This window comes from Photorhabdus africana (assembly GCF_035181445.1).
Classification (GTDB): Bacteria; Pseudomonadota; Gammaproteobacteria; order Enterobacterales; family Enterobacteriaceae; genus Photorhabdus; species Photorhabdus laumondii.
Genome location: NZ_JAXBVE010000055.1, coordinates 1 through 25,934 on the forward strand (window position 1 = coordinate 1; position 25,934 = coordinate 25,934).

The 25,934-nt window shown below is 42.1% G+C and carries 23 protein-coding genes and 1 pseudogene; 5 read left to right on the forward strand and 19 right to left on the reverse strand.

What is annotated here, in order from left to right; genetic code table 11:
- Positions 1 to 485: 485 nt before the first annotated feature.
- The 14 genes from SLS51_RS20590 to SLS51_RS20655 all read right to left on the reverse strand — a co-directional run bounded on the left by SLS51_RS20590 (position 486) and on the right by SLS51_RS20655 (position 17,436).
- Positions 486 to 623 (reverse strand): hypothetical protein, encoded by a 138-nt coding sequence (locus tag SLS51_RS20590; RefSeq protein ID WP_323840451.1) that lies wholly within the window; start codon positions 621 to 623, stop codon positions 486 to 488.
- A gap of 50 nt (positions 624 to 673) precedes the next feature.
- Positions 674 to 1,054: a GNAT family N-acetyltransferase gene (locus SLS51_RS20595; protein WP_323840452.1), complete on the reverse strand. Its 381-nt coding sequence runs from the start codon at positions 1,052 to 1,054 to the stop codon at positions 674 to 676.
- 7 nt (positions 1,055 to 1,061) lie between these two features.
- Positions 1,062 to 1,952 carry an EamA family transporter RarD gene (rarD, locus tag SLS51_RS20600; protein ID WP_323840453.1) on the reverse strand — a complete coding sequence of 297 codons (891 nt, stop codon included), beginning with the start codon at positions 1,950 to 1,952 and terminating at the stop codon, positions 1,062 to 1,064.
- A 111-nt stretch (positions 1,953 to 2,063) separates the two neighbouring features.
- Positions 2,064 to 2,534 (reverse strand): thioesterase family protein, encoded by a 471-nt coding sequence (locus SLS51_RS20605; RefSeq protein ID WP_323840454.1) that lies wholly within the window; start codon positions 2,532 to 2,534, stop codon positions 2,064 to 2,066.
- A gap of 321 nt (positions 2,535 to 2,855) precedes the next feature.
- Positions 2,856 to 5,258 (reverse strand): GNAT family N-acetyltransferase, encoded by a 2,403-nt coding sequence (locus SLS51_RS20610; RefSeq protein WP_323840455.1) that lies wholly within the window; start codon positions 5,256 to 5,258, stop codon positions 2,856 to 2,858.
- Positions 5,258 to 6,559, reverse strand: coding sequence for a lysine N(6)-hydroxylase/L-ornithine N(5)-oxygenase family protein (locus SLS51_RS20615; RefSeq protein ID WP_323840456.1), 1,302 nt, complete (start codon positions 6,557 to 6,559; stop codon positions 5,258 to 5,260). Before SLS51_RS20615 ends, SLS51_RS20610 begins: the two co-directional genes overlap by 1 nt.
- Positions 6,560 to 6,589: 30 nt before the next feature.
- Positions 6,590 to 8,134 (reverse strand): pyridoxal phosphate-dependent decarboxylase family protein, encoded by a 1,545-nt coding sequence (locus SLS51_RS20620; protein WP_323840457.1) that lies wholly within the window; start codon positions 8,132 to 8,134, stop codon positions 6,590 to 6,592.
- Positions 8,135 to 8,449: 315 nt separating this feature from the next.
- Positions 8,450 to 9,211 carry a siderophore-iron reductase FhuF gene (gene fhuF, locus SLS51_RS20625; RefSeq protein ID WP_323840458.1) on the reverse strand — a complete coding sequence of 254 codons (762 nt, stop codon included), beginning with the start codon at positions 9,209 to 9,211 and terminating at the stop codon, positions 8,450 to 8,452.
- 176 nt (positions 9,212 to 9,387) lie between these two features.
- Entirely contained in the window at positions 9,388 to 10,200 is an 813-nt protein-coding gene (locus tag SLS51_RS20630) for an ABC transporter ATP-binding protein (protein ID WP_323840459.1), read from the reverse strand.
- Positions 10,200 to 11,243, reverse strand: coding sequence for a FecCD family ABC transporter permease (locus SLS51_RS20635; RefSeq protein ID WP_323840460.1), 1,044 nt, complete (start codon positions 11,241 to 11,243; stop codon positions 10,200 to 10,202). Before SLS51_RS20635 ends, SLS51_RS20630 begins: the two co-directional genes overlap by 1 nt.
- Positions 11,230 to 12,243 carry a FecCD family ABC transporter permease gene (locus SLS51_RS20640; RefSeq protein WP_323840461.1) on the reverse strand — a complete coding sequence of 338 codons (1,014 nt, stop codon included), beginning with the start codon at positions 12,241 to 12,243 and terminating at the stop codon, positions 11,230 to 11,232. The genes SLS51_RS20635 and SLS51_RS20640 overlap by 14 nt, the downstream gene beginning before the upstream one ends.
- A complete protein-coding gene (locus tag SLS51_RS20645) occupies positions 12,240 to 13,256 on the reverse strand; it encodes an iron-siderophore ABC transporter substrate-binding protein (protein WP_323840462.1) in 1,017 nt (338 codons plus the stop codon). Before SLS51_RS20645 ends, SLS51_RS20640 begins: the two co-directional genes overlap by 4 nt.
- 68 nt (positions 13,257 to 13,324) lie before the next feature.
- Entirely contained in the window at positions 13,325 to 15,562 is a 2,238-nt protein-coding gene (locus SLS51_RS20650; RefSeq protein ID WP_439126900.1) for a TonB-dependent siderophore receptor, read from the reverse strand.
- A 50-nt stretch (positions 15,563 to 15,612) separates the two neighbouring features.
- Positions 15,613 to 17,436, reverse strand: coding sequence for an IucA/IucC family protein (locus tag SLS51_RS20655; protein ID WP_323840463.1), 1,824 nt, complete (start codon positions 17,434 to 17,436; stop codon positions 15,613 to 15,615).
- Positions 17,437 to 17,884: 448 nt separating this feature from the next.
- Between SLS51_RS20655 and recQ the strand changes: the two genes are divergently transcribed.
- From recQ to yigL, 3 genes are read left to right on the forward strand one after another with little or no spacing between them, the layout of a single operon-like run.
- Positions 17,885 to 19,711: an ATP-dependent DNA helicase RecQ gene (recQ, locus tag SLS51_RS20660; RefSeq protein WP_323840464.1), complete on the forward strand. Its 1,827-nt coding sequence runs from the start codon at positions 17,885 to 17,887 to the stop codon at positions 19,709 to 19,711.
- Positions 19,712 to 19,725: 14 nt separating this feature from the next.
- Positions 19,726 to 20,724, forward strand: coding sequence for a lysophospholipase L2 (pldB, locus tag SLS51_RS20665; protein ID WP_323840465.1), 999 nt, complete (start codon positions 19,726 to 19,728; stop codon positions 20,722 to 20,724).
- Between the two features lie 22 nt (positions 20,725 to 20,746).
- Complete coding sequence (gene yigL / locus SLS51_RS20670) at positions 20,747 to 21,547, forward strand: sugar/pyridoxal phosphate phosphatase YigL (protein ID WP_323840466.1); 801 nt, start codon at positions 20,747 to 20,749, stop codon at positions 21,545 to 21,547.
- An 87-nt stretch (positions 21,548 to 21,634) separates the two neighbouring features.
- On the opposite strand, the gene SLS51_RS20675 is transcribed toward yigL, so the two are convergent.
- Positions 21,635 to 21,841 carry a hypothetical protein gene (locus tag SLS51_RS20675; RefSeq protein WP_323840467.1) on the reverse strand — a complete coding sequence of 69 codons (207 nt, stop codon included), beginning with the start codon at positions 21,839 to 21,841 and terminating at the stop codon, positions 21,635 to 21,637.
- 187 nt (positions 21,842 to 22,028) lie between these two features.
- Between SLS51_RS20675 and SLS51_RS20680 the strand changes: the two are divergent.
- Both SLS51_RS20680 and SLS51_RS20685 read left to right on the forward strand, forming a co-directional pair.
- A pseudogene (locus SLS51_RS20680) lies at positions 22,029 to 22,190 on the forward strand (branched-chain amino acid transport system II carrier protein); the annotation flags it as partial.
- Between the two features lie 37 nt (positions 22,191 to 22,227).
- On the forward strand, positions 22,228 to 23,541 hold the full coding sequence (locus tag SLS51_RS20685) for a sodium-dependent transporter (protein WP_323840468.1): 1,314 nt from the start codon (positions 22,228 to 22,230) through the stop codon (positions 23,539 to 23,541).
- A gap of 196 nt (positions 23,542 to 23,737) precedes the next feature.
- Here SLS51_RS20685 and SLS51_RS20690 read toward each other — a convergent pair whose 3' ends face one another.
- The 4 genes from SLS51_RS20690 to SLS51_RS20705 all read right to left on the reverse strand — a co-directional run.
- The gene (locus SLS51_RS20690; protein WP_323840469.1) at positions 23,738 to 24,118 is read right to left on the reverse strand and encodes a hypothetical protein; all 381 of its coding nucleotides are present in this window, start codon (positions 24,116 to 24,118) and stop codon (positions 23,738 to 23,740) included.
- Between the two features lie 66 nt (positions 24,119 to 24,184).
- Positions 24,185 to 24,427, reverse strand: coding sequence for a hypothetical protein (locus SLS51_RS20695; protein ID WP_323840470.1), 243 nt, complete (start codon positions 24,425 to 24,427; stop codon positions 24,185 to 24,187).
- A 125-nt stretch (positions 24,428 to 24,552) separates the two neighbouring features.
- Positions 24,553 to 25,287, reverse strand: a complete 735-nt coding sequence (locus tag SLS51_RS20700) for an immunity 52 family protein (protein ID WP_323840471.1) — start codon at positions 25,285 to 25,287, stop codon at positions 24,553 to 24,555.
- A 48-nt stretch (positions 25,288 to 25,335) separates the two neighbouring features.
- Positions 25,336 to 25,934: restriction endonuclease fold toxin 5 domain-containing protein (locus tag SLS51_RS20705; protein WP_323840472.1), on the reverse strand; the 599-nt coding region annotated here is incomplete at its 5' end.

Consider the following 25,934-nt stretch of genomic DNA (forward strand, 5'->3'; position numbering starts at 1 on the left):
ATGCTTAAATGCTTAAATGCTTAAATGCTTAAATGCTTAAATGCTTAAATGCTTAAATGCTTAAATGCTTAAATGCTTAAATGCTTAAATGCTTAAATGCTTAAATGCTTATTCTATATTGTTTCTATAATCTCTGATTAGATATATAACGTGGAGTGCTTTTTGTTTTAAAAGAAGCTTTTATTATTTTATATCTTTAATGTGATTGAGGTTTTAATTTTTTAATTGAAATATTATCAACCTTAATTCTACAGTTTTATATTAAATGTGAAAACAGGATGAATTAAATTTAAATATTTTTTAAAAAACAGTATTTGATTATTAAAGATGTGACGATAAAAGAGATTAATATATAAAATAGAATTAGCTTATTTTACAGGATGTAAATAAGATTCTAAAATAGCGCTACCTCTTATACCACTCATAACTCCATATATAACAATGGGTTGAAGAAGGCCATGTGTAGCAGAATTATGAAAAGCTATTTACTTAATCATACGAATTGCTGTTCCTAATTGAGTATATTCTTTTCCTAAATATTTAAAGCCAAGGGCAATATAAAACCCTTCTGCTTGTGGATTAGCTAGCACCTGCAATGAGACTTTGCCTTTTATACCCGTCATCTTTCAAGTTGCCTCTTTGTTGGCTGCACTCACTCACCCTGGTCACATAGTTACCTATGCTCCCGGGGATTCGCTCCCTTGCCGCCGCGATGCATCTTGAAATCCATAGGGTATATATGAAGATCATTTAATGCGATTTGCACCAATTGCTTGCCAATACCTTGATGCCAAAAGGCCGGTTCAACAAATATTCCATCAAGTTCTGCATTTCCATCAGATAGCGGCAATACAACACAAAATCCCAAGATTACATTAGCTTGTTCCGCAATATAAACATATTCTGCTGCAATATATTCTATCGGCAGTTCTATCATATGAGGATTGGCTAGTAGTAATTCCCTATCTTCTTCCCACATAAGAGATGCACGTAATTGCAGAGCTTCAAGGGCAAGCTGTTCGGTTGTATTGGCTAATCTGATGTTTATTTTCATTATGTTGCTATCTCTGCGATCTACGCTGTGTATACATTGCATCCAATGTAAACAGCACTAGTGCAGCCCAGATAAAACCGAAAGTAATCAGACGATCAATGCCTATCTGTTCACCATAAACTAAGGTTGCTAGCAAGAACATTAGCGTTGGTCCAACATACTGGAAGAATCCGAGTGTGGATAGACGTAGATGGGCAGCGGCTTCCGTGTATAACAGTAATGGCACAGTAGTAATAATGCCCGCGGCAATCAGAAATAAATTGAGAGTTGCTGAGTTATTACTTAAATCACTGGTTGGGCTGTTGGCAAAACCAAATAGGTAAATGGCGGCAACCGGCAGTAACCAGAGGGTTTCAATCGTCATGCCTGTTTGAGCATCAACATTCATCTTCTTACGCAGCAGGGCATACAGGGCGAAAGTGACAGCCAAACTTAATCCAATGACCGGTATAGAACCAAATTGCCATAATTGGATTAACACGCCGGTGAAGGCCAGAATAACCGCCGCCCATTGCATGCGGCGGAAACGCTCACTGAGAAACAGCATACCAAACAAAACGTTAACCAGTGGACTAATGAAATAACCCAGGCTGGCTTCCAGCATATGGCCGTGATTTACCGCCCAGATGTAAATCAGCCAGTTACAGGCAACGACAGTGGCCGTCACTGCCAGTAATAGCACTTTTTTAGGTTGATGAAAAACGTTGACTACCTGTGACCAGTGACGAGTCAATGTTAGCAGTAGCAACATAAAGAAAAATGACCAAATAATACGATGGGTCAGGATTTCGTCAGCAGGTACTTGCTGGATATGTTTAAAATAAATTGGTGCGATTCCCCAGATAAAACAGGCACCGAAGGCGTACAGTACTCCTTTGGTCGTTTGTGGCTTGTTCATATTGTCCTGATGTTAATAAAGGTGGAAAGAGTGTCATGAGTTTTTAGCCCGTTAACGTGAAAATAATATGTCACCGGGCTGAATATTACGCAAGCGATTAAAATTATATTGTCATCCTACCAGATAGGTCGCCGTTACACTGGCGATATGGGCTCTCTGCTCATTATGTAGTTCTGCTCTGGCGACGGAAACTTTGTTGCCATTGCGGATAATGCTACTGGTGGCGGTGAATAATTCACCACGACCGGGGCGTAGATAATCCACCCGTAAATCAATCGTTCCCATTATGGATAATCGTTTTTCTAATTCTTCTAATGGTGCGGGTACCAGACGGGTTAAGGCGTTACCGATACAGACCAATCCACCACATACGTCAAGCACTGAGGCAATTACACCACCATGTAAAATTTTTTGTGCGATATTACCTACTAATTTACTTTGGTTACGGAATTGTATTTCTACGTAATCTTGTTCAAACCGAATCAGTTCAAGTCCTAATAATTGGTTAAAAGGCATATCGTGAACAAAAGCATGACCAATCACTTGCCGGGCTTCTTCCAGGGTTAATAGCGTTGTAGACATTTAATTTTATTCCTAAATCTAAATAAAGGTATGTGTTATCAATATGACTTTATATAGTTAATGACTTGTTAATGTTATGCTTTTATTGCTAATCTTGCTAGCTTTAAGGAATGTCTGAATAATCTGAATAACATCATTGAATACAACTATAGGTAAGTTGGCGCAGAAAATAATATCGGTGCTGGAATTTAATCTGCTGAAATTACGTGTATATGTAAATTATGTAAATTATGTAAATAAAGAAAGCGGTACTGTAGCAGCACCGCCTTATATAAAATAGTTAGCATGTTACCGATGTGACACCGTTTTCCATGCTCATTGTTACGAATGACCAAATTTGGCAATTGGGTTAATCAGATTATCAGCAAACTGTAAACTTTGAGCCGGATCAGCTAAATCAAGCATCTGACGGTTATTCGCTATTTGCAGGCGGTTTAGACAGCAGCGTTTAATCTCCGGTGTAAACAGCTCATAACGTACAAATTGCTCACTCAATTCAGGATGGTTGTGCTGATAGCTTAAAATACACTCTGCTACAGCCTGCCAGAAAAGATCCTGTGAATAGTCACCCTGTTCATCCAGTATTGCAGCCAGATAGCGGAATATACCGTCAAACACATCAGATAAGATGGTCAGTGTTTTCATATCTTCTGGCATGTCTACTTTGACTCGACTCGCTTTTTCCGGTAAATCGGCGTCGGGATTCATGACCAGAATCTCTTCTGCTAAATCTTTCATGAAGATGTGCTGTGGAATATGGTTTTCCAATACCAGAATGATGTTTTCGCCGTGTGGCATAAACATGAGATCATAAGCGTACAAACAGTGTAACAGTGGCGCAAGATAACTCTCTAAATAGCGACGTAACCATTCCTGAGTAGGCAGGCCGGATGCGGAAATTAACGCAGGCAACAGGGCATTCCCTTGCTGATCACTGTGCAGTAACGCAGCCATAGTCATCACTTGCTGCCCAGATTCAATGAGTTGCAGTGGGTTTTCTCGCCATAGTGCCGCCATCATTTTTTTATAAGGCGTATCACTACTGATTGCTTGCTCGTAATAGCTGTTTTTGAATCCAACACTGGCGACTTCTCGTAAAATTTTAAAACGATAACGTTGCAGGATGGGATCTTGTGTTACCAAATCGAATAACCACTCATTAATGCCCGGAGTTGTCGCCATGTAGTAAGGGGATAAACCGCGCATGAATCCCATATTTAGAATGGACAGAGCCATTTTCACATAATATCGCTGAGGATGACTGCGATTGAATAAGGTACGGATTGACTGTTGTGCTTGGTAGGTATCAGCACCAATACCAAGGTAGACCAATTTCTGGTTAGCGATATCGGGCGCAAACACTGATGCCAGTTTGTTCTGCCACTGCCAAGGGTGAACAGGCATCAGTAAGTAATCCTCTGGATTAAGGTTAAGCGCGATCAACCGCTGATCAAATTCAGCCATTGTGGTGGTGCCTAGTTCTTGTTCCAGCAACTGTTGATAATTGAGTTGCTCGATGCAAGCAAAGTGTGCCTTGCTCTTATGTGCGGCCAACCATATTAAATGCATAGCAGAGGCGGCTTCGGGACTAAAGTTCTGGAAATCGCCAATATCAAAACCAATCCGGCCATTGTTGGCGACGAAGGAGGGGTGTCCTTCCATCATCTCCCCTTCCAGCGCCTGAAAATCAGTATTCACGAGATCCATTGCACTGATACCGATTCTGTTATGCTTAAAAGCACTGCTATAGAGAGTACTGGTAATTTCTTCCAGATAGGTAGTCATTACGACATCGCTGATGCCAAGTTGTTGTTTGAACTCAATAATGAATAGCAAGGAATCGAGTGCTTTTTCTTCTCCGTTGGCATTTTTCTGTAACGAATCGGCATCAATCAGCCAGTGATCCAGTGTCATACGCCGTGCCCGAAAAGTATAGCTGACCAGATGGTCAGCACTGTTCAAACGGTAATGGTGATATCCATCACTATCTGCTTTTTCAGTTAACTGTTGAGGCACGAGTAAACATTCGTGTGAAAATTCAGCAATAGCTTTACACAAGTGCAGACGATTAACTTTCTGCCAGACCGCCGGTTGCAAGTGCATGGCATTTGTCATCAAGGAGCCTGAGTGGGTTGATGTTGTCGCGTGATGTTCCCGCTGTAACGCAATCTGATGTTGTTCTCTGGTGCAAAAGGCTAACTTGGCTGTCTTATTGGGTAATACCAATGCTTGCTGATAAACAAAACCGGCCCGCAGATTAAGCTTGTGAATTTTCTCATTACGTATATCAGGTTCAACCACAATACGAGCCACAGTAGGATCACTAAAAATAAAGGCCATGATGGTTTGGAAAATTCCCCAAGTGAAATGCCTTATTTTTTCTTGCGGTGGTGCAACCAGAATATGCATTCCCATGTCATCTGGGTGTGCCGGATAATATTTTCCAATCAGATCATCTTGTGAACGGTAACACTCTAATAGAAAAGCAGGTTGCCCCCGATAGATTCCAATAAATACACTACCCGGATGGCGAGATTCTAAATTATGATAAAATTCCCATACTTGTTTTTCGGTATTATTTATCATTCCCCAATAATGGGCGTAATCCCGGTTAACCCAGTCAGTTAATATGGGAATGTCCCGTTCCAGATCCAGTGGGCGTAATGCAAAGGTACCTATTTCAGGCAAGGATTTTTCAAACAGCGTAGGATTAAAGACGGACATTAGCATACTCCTTCGGTGTCAACACTGAACTGCTGGAAAGCGATACTTTTCTCAATCGGATAATGTTCAATACCGGTAATTTCATAAATCAGGCAGGAGTTGCGATAACAGGCCATTCCCAGATCCGGCGTGACGAAACCGTGGGTATGTAATTCTACGTTCTGTATAAAAATGGTATTGTTGCGATCAATGCTGTAATTACGTTGTACACCATAACGTCCTTTTTCATCCCAACGGATAAGGTGATGTATACCTTCAATAAAAGTCGGGATTTGATACTGATAGCCGGTTGCCAGAACGACTCCTTCGGTGTCGAGAGAAAATGGTTGCTCCTGCTCGTGTTGGAATAACGCCAATGTTAGATCGCGGCCATTTTGGGCATGGCTAACGTGTTGTAATTCACTATTGGTATATAAATTGACGTTTAACTTGCCATTTAACCTTTTGGTGTACATTAAATCGAAAATATCGTTGATTAATGAACTATTGATACCTTTATAAAGCTGCTTGTGGGACAAATTTAATGCATCACGTTTGTCGCCCGGGAGACTATAGAAATAATCTATATATTCTGGTGACGTCATTTCTAGTGTCAGCTTGGTATATTCCAGCGGGAAAAAACGTGGCGAACGGGTCAGCCAATTAAGTTGATAATCGAATTTATCAATATCACTGAGCAAATCGTAGAAAATCTCTGCGGCACTTTGTCCACTACCCAGAACAGTAATAGATCGTTTTTGTTGTAAAGCTTCTTTGTTCTTTAAGTAATTACCAGATGTCACCATCTGATCAGAGAAAGGTTGGCAACACTTTGGAATATAAGGTGCAGGTCCGGTACCCAATACCAATTTTTTACAAACAAATTGGTGTTGCTGCCCAGTTAACGTATCTGAACAATGTAGTGTATATAGCGAAGCGTCTTCATCATAGCTGATACTGTCAACGCGTGTGTTAAAGCGTAAATTAGATAACTGTTCTGCCGCCCACTGACAATATTGGTTGTATTCCTTACGCATCAGGAAAAAACTTTCCCGGATATAAAAAGAGTATATTCTCCCTTTTTGCTTGATGTAATTAAGGAAACTAAGTGGGTGCGTAGGTGATGCTAGGGTCACCAGATCTGACATAAAAGGGGTTTGCATGGTGGAATTTTCTAGCATCATTCCCGGATGCCAATCAAAGCCCGGTTTTTGATCAATGAACAGGCTATGAACATCTTTTAATGGCTGAGTTAAACAAGCTAGTCCGAGATTAAAAGGACCTATTCCAATGGCAATAAAATCATAAGGGCGAGTTATCATAATTTCTCCTGGTGAACAGTATTAATCTCATTAGTTGTTATTATGGGTTGCCAGAAAATCGTTTCCGTGCATGACGATGCTATGCACAATTTCTTGTAGATGTTGTTGGCTTGTTGCTGGATTAAGGAAAGTAAATTTTAAATATTGTCTGCCATTGACTTTGGTACCTGCAATAACGGTATTACCTTCACGGAATAGTGCCTTACGAATGGCTGCATTGATGGCGTCAATATCTGCATCGGGTAATTTTTCTTTAGGAATAAAACGGAAAACCAAAGTACTTAATTCTGGATAATGAATAAGTTCAAAATAGGGATTCTGTGCCATTAATCGATAGGCATCCTGAGCAGTATCGACCACTTTATCAAAAGCTTGTCCGAGTCGTTTTGCACCCATAATTCGTAATGTCAGCCACATTTTCAATGCATCAAAACGACGAGTTGTCTGGATACTTTTATTGACCAGATTGGGTGTACCCTCTTGTGAGGCACTGAGTGGATTTAAATATTCGGCATGATAAGTCAAATGGGATAAGTGCTTCTTATTTTTGACGAAAAAAGCGCTGCAACTGACCGGCTGGAAAAATGACTTATGGTAATCCACCGTGACAGAATCCGCTAAATTGATGCCTTCCAGTAAATGAGCGCGGCGAGGTGAAACCAGTAAACCGCATCCGTATGCCGCATCCACATGTAGCCAGATACTATATTGTTTGGCGATAGCCGCGATAGGATGAAGTGGGTCAATACTGCCGAAATCTGTGGTACCCGTCGTAGCAACAATGGCAAAAGGAATGTTGCCCTGTTCGATGCATTGGTTAATGCTTTGTTCCAATGCTTGAGGGTCCATGCGGAATTCATTGTCATAAGGAACAGGGACCACTGCGTTGTACCCCAAACCAAGGATGGCGGCGGCTTTTTGTGTACTGAAATGGCTGACTGTCGAAGTAAAAATACGCAGTTTATGGAAATCTGTCGGCAGACCATGTAGCTGATTTTTATGTTCAGGATTGCGCTGATGGCAAAAGTGGTCCCGCGCAAGTAGCATTGCCATCAGGTTTGATTGGGTGCCGCCACTAGTAAAGATACCATCGGCATTTGTGCCTAATGCCATTTTATCTCGTGTCCAGTCGAGAACTTTTTGCTCTATTAGTGTCCCACCAGCGCTTTGATCCCAGGTATCCAATGAAGAATTAATCGCGCCAATAATGGTTTCTGCCAGAACGGCGGGTAATACCAGTGGACAATTAAGATGAGCAACATATTTTGGATGATGAAAATAAACAGCATCTTTAAGATAAAGTTGCTGTAGCTCATCTAAAGCCTGGTTTAAAGAGGTCAGAGGAAGATCTAAATTCACGTTAGAAAATAGCGGGGATAATTCATGGGGTAATATCCCACTGAAAGGTCTATCTACCCGCTGTAGTATTTTCTTTATTCTGGTAATGACATTATAAGCGTCATCAAGATAGTCTCCAGCACTATGCGTATTTAAGAAATATCTGGAAAAATCTTCATCCGTTATATGACTATCTTTTGTGAGTGAATGGTCTAATAGCAGAACGTCTCCGTACATTATATGTCCTTATTATTTCATATATAGGTTATATACCCGTCATCTTTCAAGTTGCCTCTTTGTTGGCTGCACTCGCTCACCCCGGTCACATAGTTTGCTATGCTCCCGGGGATTCACTCCCTTGCCGCCGCGATGCATCTTGAAATCCATAGGGTATAATTTGGTTATTGCCCAACATAGTTGATTTTATTATGTGTAGTATTTGGTTAGAATTAAATAACTGTTAAATAATAGCGAAATTAAATCATAATAATATTTCTCTGCCTAAGCAGATAAGAATTAAAAATTATAAAATAGAATGTTAGTGTTTGCTTTCTACCTTAATTCCAAAGGGCAATCATGGCAATTACCGACGCCAGGTAGTTTATTTCTTTGGCAACAACTGCGACGTTGCATATTGTTATGCCGTAAAATAACAGTGCGGTAAAGTGGATTATCTCTACCATCAGGTAATTGTGGTTCCATAAAAAGACCATTTATAATTTCTTGATATGACTTGCTATTTATTCTTGTGCTGAACTCAGCAAGATACCAATGCATAATATAACCGATATTATTCCATAGAAGCCGTCCATTTATCCCCTGATATGATTCGATCTTTTCACATACAGGAATAATATGGCGATCCAACAGAGAATAATGACGATGAAGTAGTGATAAAGGTGATTCATTTAGCCAAGTTAAATGATAGTAAACAATATCTGGTCTGCCACTGTCATGGAATTCAAGCCGAAAAAGATTGTAATGAGTATCCACTGCTTGTGGATATTCCAGCAACATTAATATCATCGGGGGAATAACCAAACCAAAATACCATTGAGCCCATAAAGAATACAGCGCTTTTTGGTTAGGTTTTATATCATTGTCACCGTAGTATTCATCCTGATAGCGCTGGATTAATACTGGAAATTTCCTTGTGTCTGACCATTGAGGGAAATTCATGCTGGTAGCAGGGATATTGTCTGCATTTATTCTCATAGTGGCGGAAAAATGGCTAAATGTTTGTTCAAATAACTGAATGATATCTTCAATTACCACTGTGGTTAAAGGTGTAATTGAATGCTTTGTATCTGACACCACCAACTCCCTGCTTACATGTTCATACCACCTGATTGTAGTATCTTACATATAGCTAATCATTGTAAATATAATTATGATAATTATTATTATTATCATTGTCATTATCAAGTGGTAAATCTTTTGGGCACCTATATTGCTTGTCAATACAGCATTATAAGCCGCTCATTCACGGTTCAGATGGGATTATATTTTGGAATAATCAATGGCTTACCTGATTCTGGATCGCAAATAATACGGCAAGGGAGACCAAACACATCGGCGATATTCTGTTCGTTGATAATCTCTTCTGGCACACCTTCGGCGTAAATTTTACCATTCTTCATCATAATTAAATGTGAAGCGTAACGTAGTGCCAGGTTAATATCGTGTAGTACCAGCACCAACGTTTTTCCCTGTAAATGTAAACGTTGGCAAAGATCGAGCATTTCAATCTGATGAGTGATGTCCAGATAAGTGGTTGGTTCATCTAACAGTACAATGGGTGTTTGTTGTGCTAATGTCATAGCAAACCAGGCGCGTTGGCGCTGACCACCGGAAAGTTCACTCACTAACTGTTGCGACATCTCCTGGAGTTCGACCGCATGTAACGCGTTGTTAACTGCTCGTTCATCTTCTGCTGACCACTGTCGTAAAAAGGATTGATGAGCGTAACGTCCACGTGAAACCAAATCGTATACGGTCAACGCTTCGGTGATGATTGCCCCTTGTGTTAGCAGAGATAGCTCACGTGCTACCGTTTTCGGTTTGTAATGTTGAATATTGTTCCCATCAAGCAGAATTTCACCGTGCTGTGGCGTTATACCTCGGCTAATGGCGCGTAGTAGTGTCGATTTTCCACAACCATTTGGGCCAATGATGACGCTGAATTCACCATCACGAATAGAAATATCCAGACACTCAACAATCGTTTTCTTGCCGTATGCTAGCGAAAGCGCTTGGGCTGTTAGTCGTGAGGTGGTGGTTGAGGAATTGATATCAAGTGACATTACTTGGTTCTCCTTAGTTCAGCGTACAACAAATACATCAAATAGATACCGCCAACCCCCGCGGTGATAATGCCTACTGGTAGACGTGCCGAAGTAGGAAGTAGCAAAGTAATTAAATCGGAAGCGAGCAGTAGTAATGCTCCCACCAGTGCGGAGCAGAACAGAGCAGCACCTTTTGCCCGTACCAAGCGGCGGGCAATTTGCGGCGCAGAAAGCGCGATAAACGCCACGGGTCCGACAACCAGCACCGCCATCGAGGCCAGTAGTACCGCTAGTGACAAACTCATAAGCTGAATGATACGGACTGGTACACCGAGCGTATTAGCAACTTCATAGCCCAGATTGACGTAGTTTAATTGCCGTCCTAACCAGAGGAGAAAGGGGATGAACAGTGACGTTCCATAAATTAACCCAACATCTTGCCAACCTCGGCTGGCGAGGCTACCGTGCAGCAGCGAAGCGAGTTGCTGTGCTTGCTCAAGACGTACATTCGAGATAGCGAAATTAACAAATGCCATACAGAGGGCGGCGATAGCAATCCCGGAGATGACAATTCTGGTTGTCTGCATCTGCCCAGAGCGACTAATGTTTCCGGTGTATACCAACAGCACGGCAAAGCTGGCTCCTAGCAGCGCACCTAAAGGGATCGGCAGTACGCCAGGCCAGATGATCAGTGTGGCGACTATGCCAGCAGCAGCACCGGCATTCACGCCGATAATATCGGGGCTACCGAGTGCGTTACGGGTTGTCAGTTGAAAAAGTGAACCTGAGAGTGCCAGTGTTGCGCCCGCCCCGATAGCCACTAATGCGCGGGGTAAACGTAGCTGTGTGAGAATAAATTCTTGATAAGGCGTTGAGGTTGCTAGCCAGGGATTATCGATACCTTGCTTACCCAGTGCGAGAGAGAGATAAAACAGCGCAGCGAGCAGTAACAATATCAATAAGATGGCTCTTTGGGTCCGTTGTGGAGGTACAAGAAAAACAGCAGTTCCCAACATGAAGGTGCGAATTTTTGCCGGTTTGGATAGGTTAATCTGCGACATAATTAACTCCACGATAGGTTTTAATAACCAGATAGAGCAACGGTCCACCGATTCCTGCGGTGATAATTCCCACCATGATCTCCCCAGGGGCTATCACCAACCGTGCCAGTATATCGGAAGTGAGCAACAGGCAAGGCCCGGCGAACAGGCAATAGGGTAGTAGCCAGCGGAAATCGCTGCCAACTAAAGCCCGCATCAAGTGGGGGGCCGCCAAGCCAATAAAGGCAATAGGGCCTGCCATAGCGGTAGCCACTGCTGCCAGCATGGTCGCAGTAATAAGCGACAACACGCGGGTGCGGGCAACATTGGCACCAAGTGAGGTGGCAATGTCTTCACCAAACACCATCACATTCAGGGAAGAGCTGAGTGAAAGGGTCAATATTAAGGCAAATAACAGATAGGGTATCAGCGAACTCGCTTCTGCCAGAGACATTGCGCTAAGCGATCCAATGGTCCAGAAGCGGTAGCTATCCAATACATGGGCATTCATTAATACAATGCCTTGCACAAAAGCAAATAGGCAGGCGTTAATGGCAGCGCCGGTTAATACCATGCGTGCTGGATTGCTATTACGTTGTCCTCCACTGAGCAGGTAGAACAGCAATGTAGCTAGACTTGCGCCAATAAATGCTGTCCAGAAGCGTGGAAGTTCATTCAGTATGGGTATGAAAGAGAAACTGACGACCACCGCAGCAGCACCGGCGTTAACGCCCAGTAAACCCGGTTCGGCTAACGGATTACGCAGCAATCCCTGTGTTACGGCCCCGGAAAGCGCCAGTGCTGCGCCGGCCATGATGCCAATTAACGTGCGTGGTTTGCGGGCATTGATGACCAGATCGCTATAGCTACCACTATCACCTAACCAATAGTGATGCCATATAGTTGATAGTGGTAACATTTTTGCGCCCAGACTCAGGCTGGCAATAATACAAATGAAGGTCAGCAGTATCATGAGACCTAAGCCAAGCAGCAGTAGGAATCGGCGTTTAGGATTTGTCATGATGATTTAATTGCCTCTGCCAGAATCGGCATAAATTGTGATAAACCCCAGCGTAAACTAAGCGGTGTACCGTAAGACATGGCAACGACCAATGATTGGTCAGTTAGCGGGATATAACCTCCCTGATGTACGGCACGGATAGATTGAAACAGTGGCTGAGCTTCCACTGCTTTACGTTCTTGTTCATTATTGAACCAAGTCACTAAGATATCAGCGCCGTTAAGATAATCGGCATTCTCCAGTCCTATATTAGCGGCGAAACTGCCGAAGGGATCGGCTAATGTGCTGACCGATGGCAGTAGCGTCAAACCGAGGTGTATTAAAGTATCGACACGAGGATCACCTCTGACGTATACCGATAGCATGTTACTGCTGATACCCGCTTTGATATAGGCGAAAGTGTAGCCACTGATATGCGGGATGGTATTACCTGATTCGCGCAATATGACATTCAGTTCAGTAGCGAGTTGCTCTCCTTGCGACTGTTTATCTAGCGCACGAGCAATTAATTCAATCTGCTGTTGTGGTGTCGTGAGCCAAGGGGCAGATGGATAAGCGATCACTGGCGCGAAATGTGATAAATGGTCATAAATTTCTTGGGTGAGGCCTGATTGGGTTGCCACAATCAGATCAGGTTTGAGACTAATTACCTTCTCAATATCTAATTCGGGATACATCTCTATCACAGTAGGCAACGTCTCGCCACGCTGTTGTATCGCTTGTTTAAACCACGGCAGATAACCTTGTTCATCTCCACCCCAACGATGGGATTCAATCCCGACAGGGACGATGCCAAGATCCAATACGATATCTTCCGCTCCTGCACCCAAGGCAACAACACGTTGGGGTTGATGCGGAATCACCGCGGTACCCAATGCGGTAGTTATTTCTTTAGGATAACCGGGCTTGTCTGACGGTACATTGTTTGTACTGGCTGGTTTATCGCAGCCAGCCAGCAGACTGAGCAACAGCATCAACGGTACGGCAAACCCTTTGCAACGCTTCAATTTCATTGTTTGCTTTCCTTCAAATAAATAGAAACATAAGGTTTGCCGTCCGCAGTGTCATTATGACTTTAAACTCAGAACTTATAACGCAAGATCGCTTCAATGTTGCGAGGTGCGCCATAGTAATACTGAGAATATTGGCCGAACTGAGTGTAGTAGGTCTTATCAAAGACGTTATTCAGGTTAACCGTCAAAGAGAGATCCGGCGTGAATTGATAACGGCTCATCAGGTTCACCACCGCGAAACTATCTTGCTTCGCTTGCATTGATGTTTTTCCGGGTCCTTTTACTTTTGACCAAGTTTCATCTTGCCAAGTAACACCACCACCGATAGTCAGATTGCTCATCGCACCTGGCAGGGTGTAGGTGGTAAACAGTTTAAACAGTTTATTCGGCGTGTTGATATTGATACGTGCGCCATTAGGATCTACCGCCCGGAATTGCGTGTAGCCAGTATAAAGACGCCAGTTATCCGTCAGTTGACCACTGATTTCTGCTTCGAACCCGCGAGTTTTGGTGCCATCTATCACATAGTAAGAGGTGGAATTGTCCGGCAACTTCACGGTATCCGCCTCTGGCAGATTATCCTGACGGATTTCAAACAGGGCTAGCGAGTAGTCGAGATTATTATCGAAAGCAACACCTTTTAGACCTGCTTCATAGTTTTGTCCTGATACTGGGGCAAGTAACTTATTATTGCGGTCACGGCGGTTTTCTGGATTGAATATTTCGGTGTAACTGGTGTAAACCGACAAGTCTTGAGTGATGTTGTAGATCAACCCACCGTAAGGAACAAATTCATCGCTGTAGCTGGCATTCTGTGCTGTACCAAAGTTATCACCGCGTGTTTGCCAACTGGTTACCCGGCCGCCGAGGATCAAGGTCAGTGGATCTGCCAGAGAAATCTGAGTGACGGCATAACCTGCGGTCTGTTCATTACGGCCTTTTGAGCCATAAGTTCGCGTATTACTCCACTCTGGTTCAGGATATTGCCAGCCAGGAGAGGTGAAGTCACCCAGTCCGGCGCAGTTACGCTTGAGCATACAGGTGGCGACGAAGTAATCGTTCTGGAAATCCTGTTGCTGATGGTTTAAACCGAAGCTGACATGATGGGTACGATTAAATAACCGGTAGTCACCGTTTACTTGTAGATCGTAGTTCTTCTGACGTCGATTGCCATCAATAAGAGTCATACTACCTGGCTTCATACCTATATTGGTGATTCGATTAGGGAAATTAGTTTCATTTGCCCACAGAACTTTCTCATCTAGGGTATTATTATCATAAGTAAAGGTACCCTTTACACTCCAGCCGTTGTCAAAGTTGTGTTGCAGGCTGGTAAAGGTAGAGAAAGACCGAATCTTTGAGAAAGCCCAATCAGGAGCATAGCTGTCGCTGCGTTTATAGTCTGTTTTGCTGCCGTCGGCAAAGTAGATCGGCAAACCGCCAAACATACCGCCACGGGTGTGATTACGTTGATAATCCACGCCTATAGTCAGCAAGGTATTTTCTGTCAAATCCGCTTCAAGGATGCCATAGAACGGGTATCTTTCGTGGTTATTGCGATCAAGAAAGGAGTTGGCTGCTTGATAGGCTGTAACGAAACGTCCGCGTAGGTTGCCACTGTCATTTAGCGGGCCAGAGAGATCTAGGCCAGTGCGCCATTTATCCCAAGAACCCGCTCCGGCAGAGAATTCACCACGAAAATCACGGGTAGGACGTTTACGAATCAGATTAACGGCTGCCGAAGGATTGCCTGGGCCGACCATCAAACCAGCCGCTCCACGTACCACTTCAATACGATCAAACAGGTCAGTATCCAGAAGATTGTCACCATAGTTAAAGCGAGTGTCGTAGTAGGTCGCAACGCCATCACGCAGGATGTTATTGATGGTCATGCCACGGGAAGTAAACCCGAAACGATCGCTATCAAACTGGCGTACATTCATACCGGTTGTGCTATCGATGACGCGATTAACACTGTCCAGATTTTCGTCAAGCATACGTTGTTTGGTGATGACACTGACGGTCTGTGGCGTTTCACGCGCCGAGAGGTTTAGACCGGTGGCGGTGACCATCGACGTGGTATTGTACATGCCGGTGTCTTCGGTCACCCCTTCATGTTCTGGTCGTGAAGCGGTGACGAGTATCTTGTCATTTTGGGCAGCGGTTTTATCGCTCTTATTCTGTGCACTTGCCGCGATTGCATAGCTATTTCCCATTAATACTAACTGGATAGTCATTGCAAGAGTTGTTTTTTTAATCATGGAATCCTTTTGCAAAAACGGATACATCACTTTCTTATTATTCATTCCATCCCCAAATTAAATCTGCTGGTATTTATCTATGTTGATATTTTTATTTATTGCTGTTCGGCTTGATGAAGAGTAACCGAGTATTCATGGCGTAAAGCGTACAGCGGGTTAACTAAGGTTCCGGCGAATTTGAGATTCTTTTCGCGATCGTCGAGGTCGATCATCTGTTGATTGTTTGCCATTTGTAGACGATTCAGACAGGTACGAATAAATTCCGGCTTAAACAGATCGAACTTACGGAATTTCTCAATCTGATGCAGATGTTGTGATTGATAATTATGGACACAGCGTGCAACCAGTAACCAGAAACGCTCTTCTGGCAGATTGAGATCTTTTTGCAACAGTGGAATCAGGTAGCGGAAGAAACAATCGAAAATATCAAGGAAGATGTAGTTAATTTTCATATCGTCTTCGATAGTGACGTGCAGGAAATTAATCTCTTCAGGCAATTGGAGATCACCATTCAAAATAGCGATTTCTTCACCAATATCTTTCATCAACATGTTTGTCGGGCTGTTATTATCCAATACCAACATCAAGTTTTCGCCGTGTGGCATAAATACCAGATCATAGGTGAAGAAAGAGCGCAGTAATGGCGAGAGGTAAGCATCGAGATAACGTGACACCCACTCTTCTGCATCTAAACCAGAACACTTTACCAAAGCTGCGACGACGGAATGACCTTGATAATCGACATGCAGCAACGAAGCCATTGTCATCAAGCGTTGGTTATCCTGCAACAGCGTCATTGGGCTTTCGCGCCACAGTGCTGACAACATTTTCTTATGTGGGCTGTCCTTCTTAATGGCTGATTCAAAGTAGTTATTGAAATAACCGAGAGCAGCACGTTCCCGTAATACGGTAAAACCCTTCTGTTGGAAGAAACTGTCATTATGGACTAAGTTGCTGAGCCACTCATTGACTGATGGGGTTGTGACCATGCTGTGTGGATCGAGCCCACGCATAAAGCCCATGTTGAGCACGGATAGGGCGGTCTTAACGTAGTTCTTCTTCGGTTGAGTAATGTTGAAGAAAGTGCGGATAGATTGCTGAGCAAGGTAACGATCATGCCCTTCTCCAAGATAAACAATATGATTATTGGCAATATCTGCTGCAAAGCTGATAGCAATACGGTGCTGCCACTGCCAAGGGTGGAGAGGCATCAGATAATAATCTGATGGACATAATCCTTGCATATTTAGGTGGCGTTCAAATTGGGCCGGCAGGTATTTCCCTAGCTCTTCTTCTATTAATTGCTGGTATGAAAGATCGGATAGTGCAGAGAAAATAGCTTTATCCTTATGTACTGCAATCCAGATTAAAGTCACGGGGCTAGCGCTTTCAGGTGCATAACGCTGATAATCATCGGCATCAAAACCAATTCGGCCATTATTGGCAATAAAGACTGGATGGCCTTCACTCATTGTCGTTTCAACGACTTGATAATCGGCATAAGCTAAATCTTGGGCTGTAAGTCGGTTGTACTGATATTTAAAAGCGTGACCGTAGAGCGTACTGGATATCTCGTCGAGATAAATCGGTAGCATTTTTTCCGGGATTTCCAACAGCGGATGCAACTCAATAATCAGTTGAATAGCATCAAGTGGCTGAGATTGATTATCCCTGAGTTTGGTTACGGAAGCGGCATCAATATCAATATGATCGAGCTGATAAGTTTCTGCTTGAAAATGGTATTGGTAGTCACCTATTGTCAGAGAATATTGCTGTTGTCCATGATAGGTAGGGTTAATTAATTTTTCGTGATATAGCTCACGTAATATTTTTGTCACCAGATGGCGATTGGCATGGAGCCAGTTCTCTGCGTTGAGATGCAGAGTGTGATTATCGGAGTTAATATGCAGTGAACTCATGGTGATAACAATCCCTATTCATAATCAAAAATCACATCCAACATAGTCGTTATACACTGGAAACAAATCGGTACGCTTAATTCTGAAATTTTCGAATATAAGCATCCTTTTCCAGGTATTCATGCCGGTTCTCTTAGACAGGTGACTTTTGGGGTATTCAATTTTGATAACATTAATACAAATTATTATCATTAACAACTGTGTAAGTGTAAGGATTTACTCTAGTTTTGTTTAAATAGCAGGCAAAAATGTGGCGTTATGGCGCTGCATTGGGATGAGTAAGATGAATTGGGGAAGAATTTTTGAGCGGCTATAACGTTTAACAAAATCTGCGTTTATACCGAGATGATGTTCAATGACATGCTGTAATTATTTCGAGAGTGAGATAGCATAATGCTCAGGCGTTTTGCATGGCGTCTGTGATTTTTTAATATGGTTGAGGAAAAGCGTGTCTACCGCAGAGGTCATTAATACGATATCACTGGCAGAACAGGTATTGCGGAAAACCTTTGGTTACTTGCAATTTCGTTCTGGTCAGCAACAAGTTATCGATACCATTCTTGAAGGGCGTGACTGTCTGGTCATTATGCCGACGGGTGGCGGTAAATCATTATGTTACCAAATTCCGGCACTGGTACAGGAAGGGGTAACTTTGGTTGTTTCCCCGTTGATCTCTTTAATGAAAGATCAGGTGGATCAACTGCGGGCAAATGGCGTTGCGGCAGATTGCTTGAATTCAACTCAGGCCCGTGAACAACAGATTGATGTGATCCGGCGTTGCCGTCAGGGCATGATTAAATTGCTGTATATCGCCCCTGAGCGTTTGATGATGGATAACTTCCTTGAGCAACTTCTGGAATGGCAACCAGCCATGTTGGCTGTGGATGAAGCTCACTGTATTTCACAATGGGGCCATGATTTCCGACCGGAATATCGGGCGTTGGGGCAGCTCAGGCAGCGCTTTCCGACATTACCTGTCATTGCGTTGACGGCCACCGCTGATGAAACGACTCGCAATGATATTGTCCGACTACTGAATCTTAATAATCCACTTATCCATATCAGCAGTTTTGACCGTCCCAATATCCGTTATACCTTGATAGAAAAATACAAACCATTAGATCAACTGTGGTTATTTATTCGCGGTCAGAAAGGTAAAAGCGGCATTGTGTATTGCAACAGCCGCAGCAAAGTTGAAGAGATATCAGAGCGTTTACAAAAACGTGGCTTGAGTGTTGCTCCATACCATGCCGGGTTGGATAATAGCCAGCGTGCGCGGGTGCAGGATGCATTTCAGCGTGATGATTTACAGGTTGTAGTGGCAACCGTGGCATTTGGTATGGGAATTAATAAACCCAATGTTCGGTTTGTGGTGCATTTTAATATTCCACGTAATATCGAATCCTACTATCAGGAAACGGGACGTGCCGGGCGTGATGGTCTGCCGGCGGAAGCGGTACTGTTTTATGATCCTGCTGATATGGTATGGCTTCGCCGTTGTCTGGAAGAGAAAGAGGTGGGTACACAGCAGGATATTGAGCGGCATAAGCTCAATGCCATGGGGGCTTTTGCCGAAGCGCAAACGTGCCGCCGTCTGGTGTTATTGAACTATTTTGGTGAAAGCAAACAAACCCTTTGCGGTAACTGTGATATTTGCCTTGATCCACCAAAAAATTATGACGGCTTGGTGGATGCCCAAAAAGCGCTTTCTTGCATTTACCGGGTTGGGCAGCGCTTTGGTATCGGCTATATTGTTGAAGTGCTCCGAGGCGCGAATAATCAGCGTATCCGTGATATGAGACATGATCATTTGCCGGTTTACGGCATCGGTAAGGATCAGAGTCAGGAACACTGGATGAGTGTATTGCGGCAACTTATTCATTTAGGCTTTATCAGTCAAAACATTGCCAATTATTCTGCATTACAATTAACGGAAGCTGCGCGTCCGATATTGCGTGGTGAAGTTTCGCTAAAACTGGCTGTTCCACGAATACAGAATCTAAAAGGGCGTAGCCAGCAAAGTAAATCGTATAGTGGTAATTATGATCGCAAACTATTTGCCAAGCTACGTAAATTACGGAAATCTATTGCTGACGAAGAAAATATCCCGCCTTTTGTTGTATTTAACGATGTCACGCTGATTGAAATGGCGGAGCAATGCCCGGTTACGGCTGATGAATTGTTATTAATCAACGGGGTAGGGCAACGGAAACTGGAACGTTTTGGTAACGTCTTTATGGCTTTAATTTGTGAACATCTAGAGGAGTTTGAATAGTCTGAGGACTGCTTATGACGCCGGAAGTGTTGAAAGAAAGTTGGTTCAATCGTGAGATGCAGTTCTCTGCTTTTGCCAACGGGCCTTTATTAGATTTTTGGCAAGCCAGGGAAGAGTGTGAATTTATCGGTGTCGATAATGTACTGATACGTTATGTCCGTTTTTGTGCAGCGGTCAAAAATGATAGAGCGGTTGTTATCTTTCCTGGCCGTAGTGAAAGTTATGTTAAATACTCGGAAGTGGCATTTGATTTTTATCACCTTGGCTACGACATTTTTATTATTGATCATCGTGGGCAGGGGCGATCCAGCAGGATGCTTGCAGATCCACAAAAGGGGCATGTAGAAAAATTCGATGATTATATTGATGACGTTGAAATATTAGTAGAAAGAGAAATTCTTCCTCGTCATTATTCTCACTGTTATGCGTTAGCTCATTCAATGGGGGCGGCAATATTAGGGGGGTTTTTATTACGTCACAGCCAGGTATTTGATGCAGCAGCCCTTTGTGCTCCTATGTTTGGTATTAACTTTCCTATGCCACGTTGGTTGGCAACTTTCCTGGTGAACCGGGCTGAAAAGCGGCCGGATATGCGCAACCATTATGCGGTACTCACTGGGAAATGGCGTCCGTTGCCTTATTTGATAAACCTTCTGACACACAGTTATGAACGTTATAGCCGTTACCTCCGTTATTACGCGGATTATCCTGAATTACGCATCGGGGGGCCGACATATCACTGGGTGCGGGAAAGTATTTGGATTGGCGATATGCTGATAGAAAGAGCCGGAGAAATTGAGACGCCATTGATAATTTTAAAAGCCAGTGAAGATAAGGTTGTTAATAATTGCCGATTACGGGCTTTTTGTGAATCACGGAATAAAGCGAGGGCTTTCATCAAAGAACATTCACCTTCGATTATTCAAGGGGCGCATCATGAGATCCTGTTTGAAAAAGATAAATTACGTAGCCAGGCCCTCAACGCCATTTGTGATTTTTTTGACCAGAATTGATTCAATTATAGGAATGATAACTATGTATCACATTGTTGCTTCAGATTTAGATGGCACTTTGCTGTCGCCTGATCACAAATTAACTTCTTACACCAAGGAAACCCTTAATTTACTGACCAATAAAGGCATTCATTTTATTTTTGCTACTGGTCGTCATCATGTAGATGTTGCGCAAATCCGAGATGTGCTTGGTATTGATGCCTATATGATTACTTCCAATGGCGCTCGGGTACACAATGCTGTGGGTGAACTGGTTTTCAGTCACAATGTTGATCCTGAGATTGTGCATGACTTGTGTCTAATGGAGTTTGATAACGCTGATATTCTGACGAATTATTATTGCCATGATCACTGGTATATGAATCGTGAATGCCCTGAGCAGAAAGAGTTTTTTCAGGAATCAGTGTTTCATTATCAACTTTTTGAGCGTGACAACTTTAAAATCGATGATGTATGTAAAGTTTATTTTACCTGCGGAGATCATGATCTATTGGTGACGTTGGAAGAGAAAATCAAAGCGCGTTGGGGTGATAGAGTCAATGTGAGTTTCTCGTTGCGCAATTGTCTGGAAGTTATGGCGGGTGGTGTTTCGAAAGGTCATGCACTTGAGCAGGTAGCTCAAGCTATGGGTTATAAACTGAGTGATTGTATTGCTTTTGGCGATGGCATGAATGATTTTGAAATGTTGGCGGTAGCAGGTAAGGGCTGTATTATGCAAGATGCTCACCAGCGCTTGAAAGATATCCTGCCAGAAATGGAAGTGATTGGCTCAAACGCTGATGACGCGGTTCCCCATTATTTGTGCAAAATATATCAGGTTTAATTTATTATCCACGGTAAATGCAGCGCTATTGGCGCTGTTTTTTCATTAATTTACTGTTTATTACCCTTTTAATCCTCTCTATGAATTTCAAGATGCATCGCGGCGGCAAAGGAGCGAATCCCCGGGAGCATAGATAACTATGTGACTGGGGTGAGTGAGTGCAGCCAACAAAGAAGCAACTTGAAAGATGACGGGTATAGGATAAACACGGGCCTGACTATCAGTGGCGAAATAAATAGATACTATGATGGTAAAATAAATAATAACTTTGGGATTGGTGATGCTTGTTGTCATTTCGCCTAAAAAGCCACCGCTGATTTTATTTTTGCTGCCTATTCCCGTCCTATGGAACTTAACGGTTTCTACGTTTATTGGATGTTCAAGTGATGATAAAGAGTTGGTTCTTTGAGTTAATGAACTTTAAATAAATCAGGAAAAAAATGTTTAGGTTTTAGTCCACCTTTGGTAGTTTTAACGCCCTATGGCATACCACTTATTATCTAAAAATATTTGGGCATTGGGTCTTATGGGCTTTGCCCTATTCGTCGGGGAAGGAAATATCATTTTCTCACCTATGTTTGACCAGCAGGCGAGTTGTGTTTGGAACTCACCTGCTGGTTTTTTGCTTACGGCTGTGAGTCTAGATACATGTGCTAATACTGTATCTATTCGGGGGTAGAATGAGTCAACAATGGACATCCCGTCTGGGGCATATATTAGCAGCAACCGGTTCTGCCGTTGGTATTGGTGCCATCTGGAAATTTTCGTATGTTTCGGCAACAAATGGTGGCGGTGCATTTTTGATTGTCTTTTTATTGTTCAGTTTTGTGATTGGGTTAGCGGTCCTGTTAGCTGAAAATATATTGGGAAGTAGTACGAATGAAGTTGCCGTCAATGCGTTTAAAAAATCACTGGGCAAACATTGGGGATGGGTTGGCTTTATAGGGATATTTAGTTCATGGTGTATTTATAGCTTCTATAGTGTTGTTGGTGGCTGGACCATCGGTTACACAGTGATGGCGAGTACAGGAAAATTGAATATTACCGATATTTCTCAATTGACCTCTATTTTCACCAATTTCATCAGCAACCTGTGGTGGCCGATTATTGCACATCTGGCATTTTCAGGGCTAACTTGCTTCGTTGTGTTATCAGGTGTGCAAAAAGGTCTGGAAAAGTCAGTTAAGGTCATGATGCCACTGTTATTCCTGATCATGATCGCGTTAATTATTGTCGGCATCCGTTTGCCTGGTTCATCGGAAGGGCTAAAATTATTCTTATACCCGGATTTCAGCAGTTTAACCGGAAAAGGCATTTTAGATGCGTTAGGGTTGGCATTTTTTTCATTGTCTATCGGTTTGGGTATCCACATTACATACAGCTCCTATTTACCTAATAACAAAGGGATAGGTCGATCGAGTATCTGGGTTGTTATCCTCTCCTGTCTGGTTTGTGTCTTGGCTGGCCTGATGATTTTCCCTGCCTTGGCAGCCGCCGGCTTAAAGCCAAATGTTGGGCCTGGGTTAACGTTTATGACGATGCCAATTTATTTTGCCAGCCTGCCCGGTGGTTCAATTCTGGCACTTACTTTCTTTTTATTGTTATTAATGGCCGCACTGACCTCAGCAATTTCGCTACTTGAGCACATTGTTGCTTATGTTCAGACGAGCTTTCACTGGTCACGTAGTAAAGCCAGCTTAATAGTCACGGCATCGATTATGTTAATGGGGATCCCTGTTTCCTTATCGTTTGGCCCTCTCAGCTACGTCACTTTAGGTGGAAAATCTATCTTCGACATATTGGATTTCATTACGTCCAATGTGCTAATGCCATTGTTCGGTATTATCATTTGCCTCGTCTTTGGTTGGTCAAGTAAGGTCAATGCACTCATACCGGATAATTTATCATCGCGTAACCATCAATATTTACTGTTTATATGGAGATACGTTGGACCGTTATGTATCGGCGTGATTTTGGTGCACGGGCTAATTTGATGATGTAGTGGTATAAGATCACAAGCCTGCTATATGGCGTTGCGATGGCCATGAGCCATGTATAAATGGAGAGCCGGATGCGCTGCAAGGCGCGGTTCGGGGAGGAGAGGCAGAGAAATGGCTACGTTCTGTCTCTTACTCTACTTCGGCTCCATGATGGTTGGTGCTACTTGGCGACCGTTAATGCGTTTCCCAGTTATGAGAGCTTAACCGAATCATTGGCTTTATTGATATGTTTCTGGTTTTCAATATCAAAGATATCTTTTGTCGTAATAATCAATGAGCCTTTTTTGTCATTTTTATCAGAAATAGATATTATTTCTTCTGCCATTGGGACTAAAGTCGGATCTATTTCAATTGGTAAGTAGAGCATCCAACCGGCACTTAAACGATCTGAGAAAAAGTGTTTTCTTTTTATTCTATATGCATTGTTTTCTACCATAATATAAGGCGAATTATGAGTGGAAATCAGAAAATTAATAAAGTTGATTAATCGTGATAACTGAAATTCATTTTCTTTAATAGATATATGAAAATCTATTTGGGTTTGTCCTAACCGATCTCGACGATAATTCATATAACAAATTGAACATGAACGGTCATCATCTTCACCATCCCAAATCCCTTTAATAACTATAGGATCTTATTCTGTATAATTTTCTTTAAAGTCGCTTATACATTCGTCTGTTATTCCTCTATCATCAAAAGCTACCCGAGTTAATGCTTCTTCACGGCTATTTCCGCCTAAATACCATATTTTAGAGTATCCAAAGAAGATATCTTCCAATTGTTTTACGATGTTATAGGTATCATTAACTGCAATGTCTGGAGTTAATGGCTTTTTCCAATCTGTATATATTTCTATATCTAAAGATAAAATAGTCATTCATTTTTCCTATTAGAAATTATTCGGTTAGCAAGGGGTATGAAATACTTTAATATTGGAATAAATAGATGATTTTTCTAAATAGGTTAAGTCGTTTAAACGGATTGCAACTCTGTTTGTCATATTTATAACTCTGTCATCAATGGTAGCATTTGTAGATCCCGCAAGCAGATTTCAATATCATTGGCTTTATTGATATGATCTTGATTTTCAATATCAAAAATATCTTTTGTCGTAATAATCAATGAGCCTTTTTTGTTATTTTTATCAGAAATAGATATTATTTCTTCTGCCATTGGAACTAAAGTCGGATCTATTTCTATTGGTAAATAGAGCATCCAACCGGCACTTATTCGGTCTGGAAATACTTGCTTTTTTTTCAATCTATATCCTCGTGTTTCAGTCATAACGATTGGAGAATTACGAGTAGATGCTAAAGCTTTAACAAACTCTATAATAGTTTGAATCTTAAATTTTTCTTTCACTAAGTTAAGATCAATGGATATATTTGTTTTCCCTAGTCTATTATTGTAAATTACATCACTGCTTTGATAAAAAATTCTATTTTTAAGTTCAATGTCACCTGGGATGTCAAATAAAGTAGCTATAAGATATTTTGCATCTTTATCATAATTTTCTGTAAGCTGGCTTATAGCATATTCAGTAAAACCAGTATCAGTAAATACATTATTTTCCTCTATTTCCTCTAAACTATATCCTGGTAAATGCCAATAACTTGGGTTACTACTAATATTATTTATTTTCTGCATTATCTGATATGCATCCCTTAACGCCAATTCAGGTGTTATTGGCTCATTAAGGTCGTGAAACAATTTTATTCTTGGATGTATTAAACTCATAATCATTAATCCTGTTTGAAATTTTCAGCAATAGCTATAGGCTTTTGATCAACTCATTGGCGTATGAAATGTTTTAATGTTAGTAAAAGGCATAAACATTTCAGAAAAATATTCATAAGATATAGGCTGCAAAAAATGCCAATGAGACTTTGGAATATTATTCAATCCTATGCATACCCTATTTTGTCTTTCTGCTTGCCAAATTGTACTTTCTGCCCCTGTTTTGCTGGTAGGTGTTTTTCTAAACTCACCAAAAATCCAATCTGGTTCACCATTCTTAAAAAACTGATCATATTTGGCTTTGGCCTCAAGAAATAAGCACTTTGCAGGTTTCCAACCATCAAAATTTGTATCCATGCATAACCAAGTTTCAATTAGGTTTAATTCAGGGTTGTATATTGTCCCGGCAATTTTTGTTTGATAAGCAATAGTTATTTCTGAATACGATGTGGTTTTTTCCCAAACCATCGTAACGTTGCCAATTGCCGGACATTTCTCACATTCGGTACGGGACGAAGCAATTGTTTGTGTATTCGCTTTTGCCTTGTCTTGTTCACCTTCTCTATCTTTGGTGCTTTCCATCACACCAACGGCGACTAATCCCGCTGCACAAGCAGCCAGTGTCCATTCAGCCGCAGCTAAAAGAG

Coding starts and splice junctions, on each gene's coding strand:
- SLS51_RS20650 (WP_439126900.1), bottom strand. CDS start 15,562: ATGAATAATAAGAAAGTGATGTATCCGTTTTTGCAAAAGGATTCCATG.
- SLS51_RS20590 (WP_323840451.1), bottom strand. CDS start 623: ATGACGGGTATAAAAGGCAAAGTCTCATTGCAGGTGCTAGCTAATCCA.
- rarD (WP_323840453.1), bottom strand. CDS start 1,952: ATGAACAAGCCACAAACGACCAAAGGAGTACTGTACGCCTTCGGTGCC.
- SLS51_RS20615 (WP_323840456.1), bottom strand. CDS start 6,559: ATGATAACTCGCCCTTATGATTTTATTGCCATTGGAATAGGTCCTTTT.
- SLS51_RS20595 (WP_323840452.1), bottom strand. CDS start 1,054: ATGAAAATAAACATCAGATTAGCCAATACAACCGAACAGCTTGCCCTT.
- SLS51_RS20620 (WP_323840457.1), bottom strand. CDS start 8,134: ATGTACGGAGACGTTCTGCTATTAGACCATTCACTCACAAAAGATAGT.
- SLS51_RS20695 (WP_323840470.1), bottom strand. CDS start 24,427: ATGACTATTTTATCTTTAGATATAGAAATATATACAGATTGGAAAAAG.
- SLS51_RS20645 (WP_323840462.1), bottom strand. CDS start 13,256: ATGAAATTGAAGCGTTGCAAAGGGTTTGCCGTACCGTTGATGCTGTTG.
- SLS51_RS20675 (WP_323840467.1), bottom strand. CDS start 21,841: ATGACAACAAGCATCACCAATCCCAAAGTTATTATTTATTTTACCATC.
- pldB (WP_323840465.1), top strand. CDS start 19,726: ATGACGCCGGAAGTGTTGAAAGAAAGTTGGTTCAATCGTGAGATGCAG.
- SLS51_RS20630 (WP_323840459.1), bottom strand. CDS start 10,200: ATGTCACTTGATATCAATTCCTCAACCACCACCTCACGACTAACAGCC.
- SLS51_RS20690 (WP_323840469.1), bottom strand. CDS start 24,118: ATGAATTATCGTCGAGATCGGTTAGGACAAACCCAAATAGATTTTCAT.
- SLS51_RS20685 (WP_323840468.1), top strand. CDS start 22,228: ATGAGTCAACAATGGACATCCCGTCTGGGGCATATATTAGCAGCAACC.
- SLS51_RS20655 (WP_323840463.1), bottom strand. CDS start 17,436: ATGAGTTCACTGCATATTAACTCCGATAATCACACTCTGCATCTCAAC.
- yigL (WP_323840466.1), top strand. CDS start 20,747: ATGTATCACATTGTTGCTTCAGATTTAGATGGCACTTTGCTGTCGCCT.
- SLS51_RS20635 (WP_323840460.1), bottom strand. CDS start 11,243: ATGTCGCAGATTAACCTATCCAAACCGGCAAAAATTCGCACCTTCATG.
- SLS51_RS20640 (WP_323840461.1), bottom strand. CDS start 12,243: ATGACAAATCCTAAACGCCGATTCCTACTGCTGCTTGGCTTAGGTCTC.
- SLS51_RS20605 (WP_323840454.1), bottom strand. CDS start 2,534: ATGTCTACAACGCTATTAACCCTGGAAGAAGCCCGGCAAGTGATTGGT.
- SLS51_RS20700 (WP_323840471.1), bottom strand. CDS start 25,287: ATGAGTTTAATACATCCAAGAATAAAATTGTTTCACGACCTTAATGAG.
- SLS51_RS20610 (WP_323840455.1), bottom strand. CDS start 5,258: ATGTCCGTCTTTAATCCTACGCTGTTTGAAAAATCCTTGCCTGAAATA.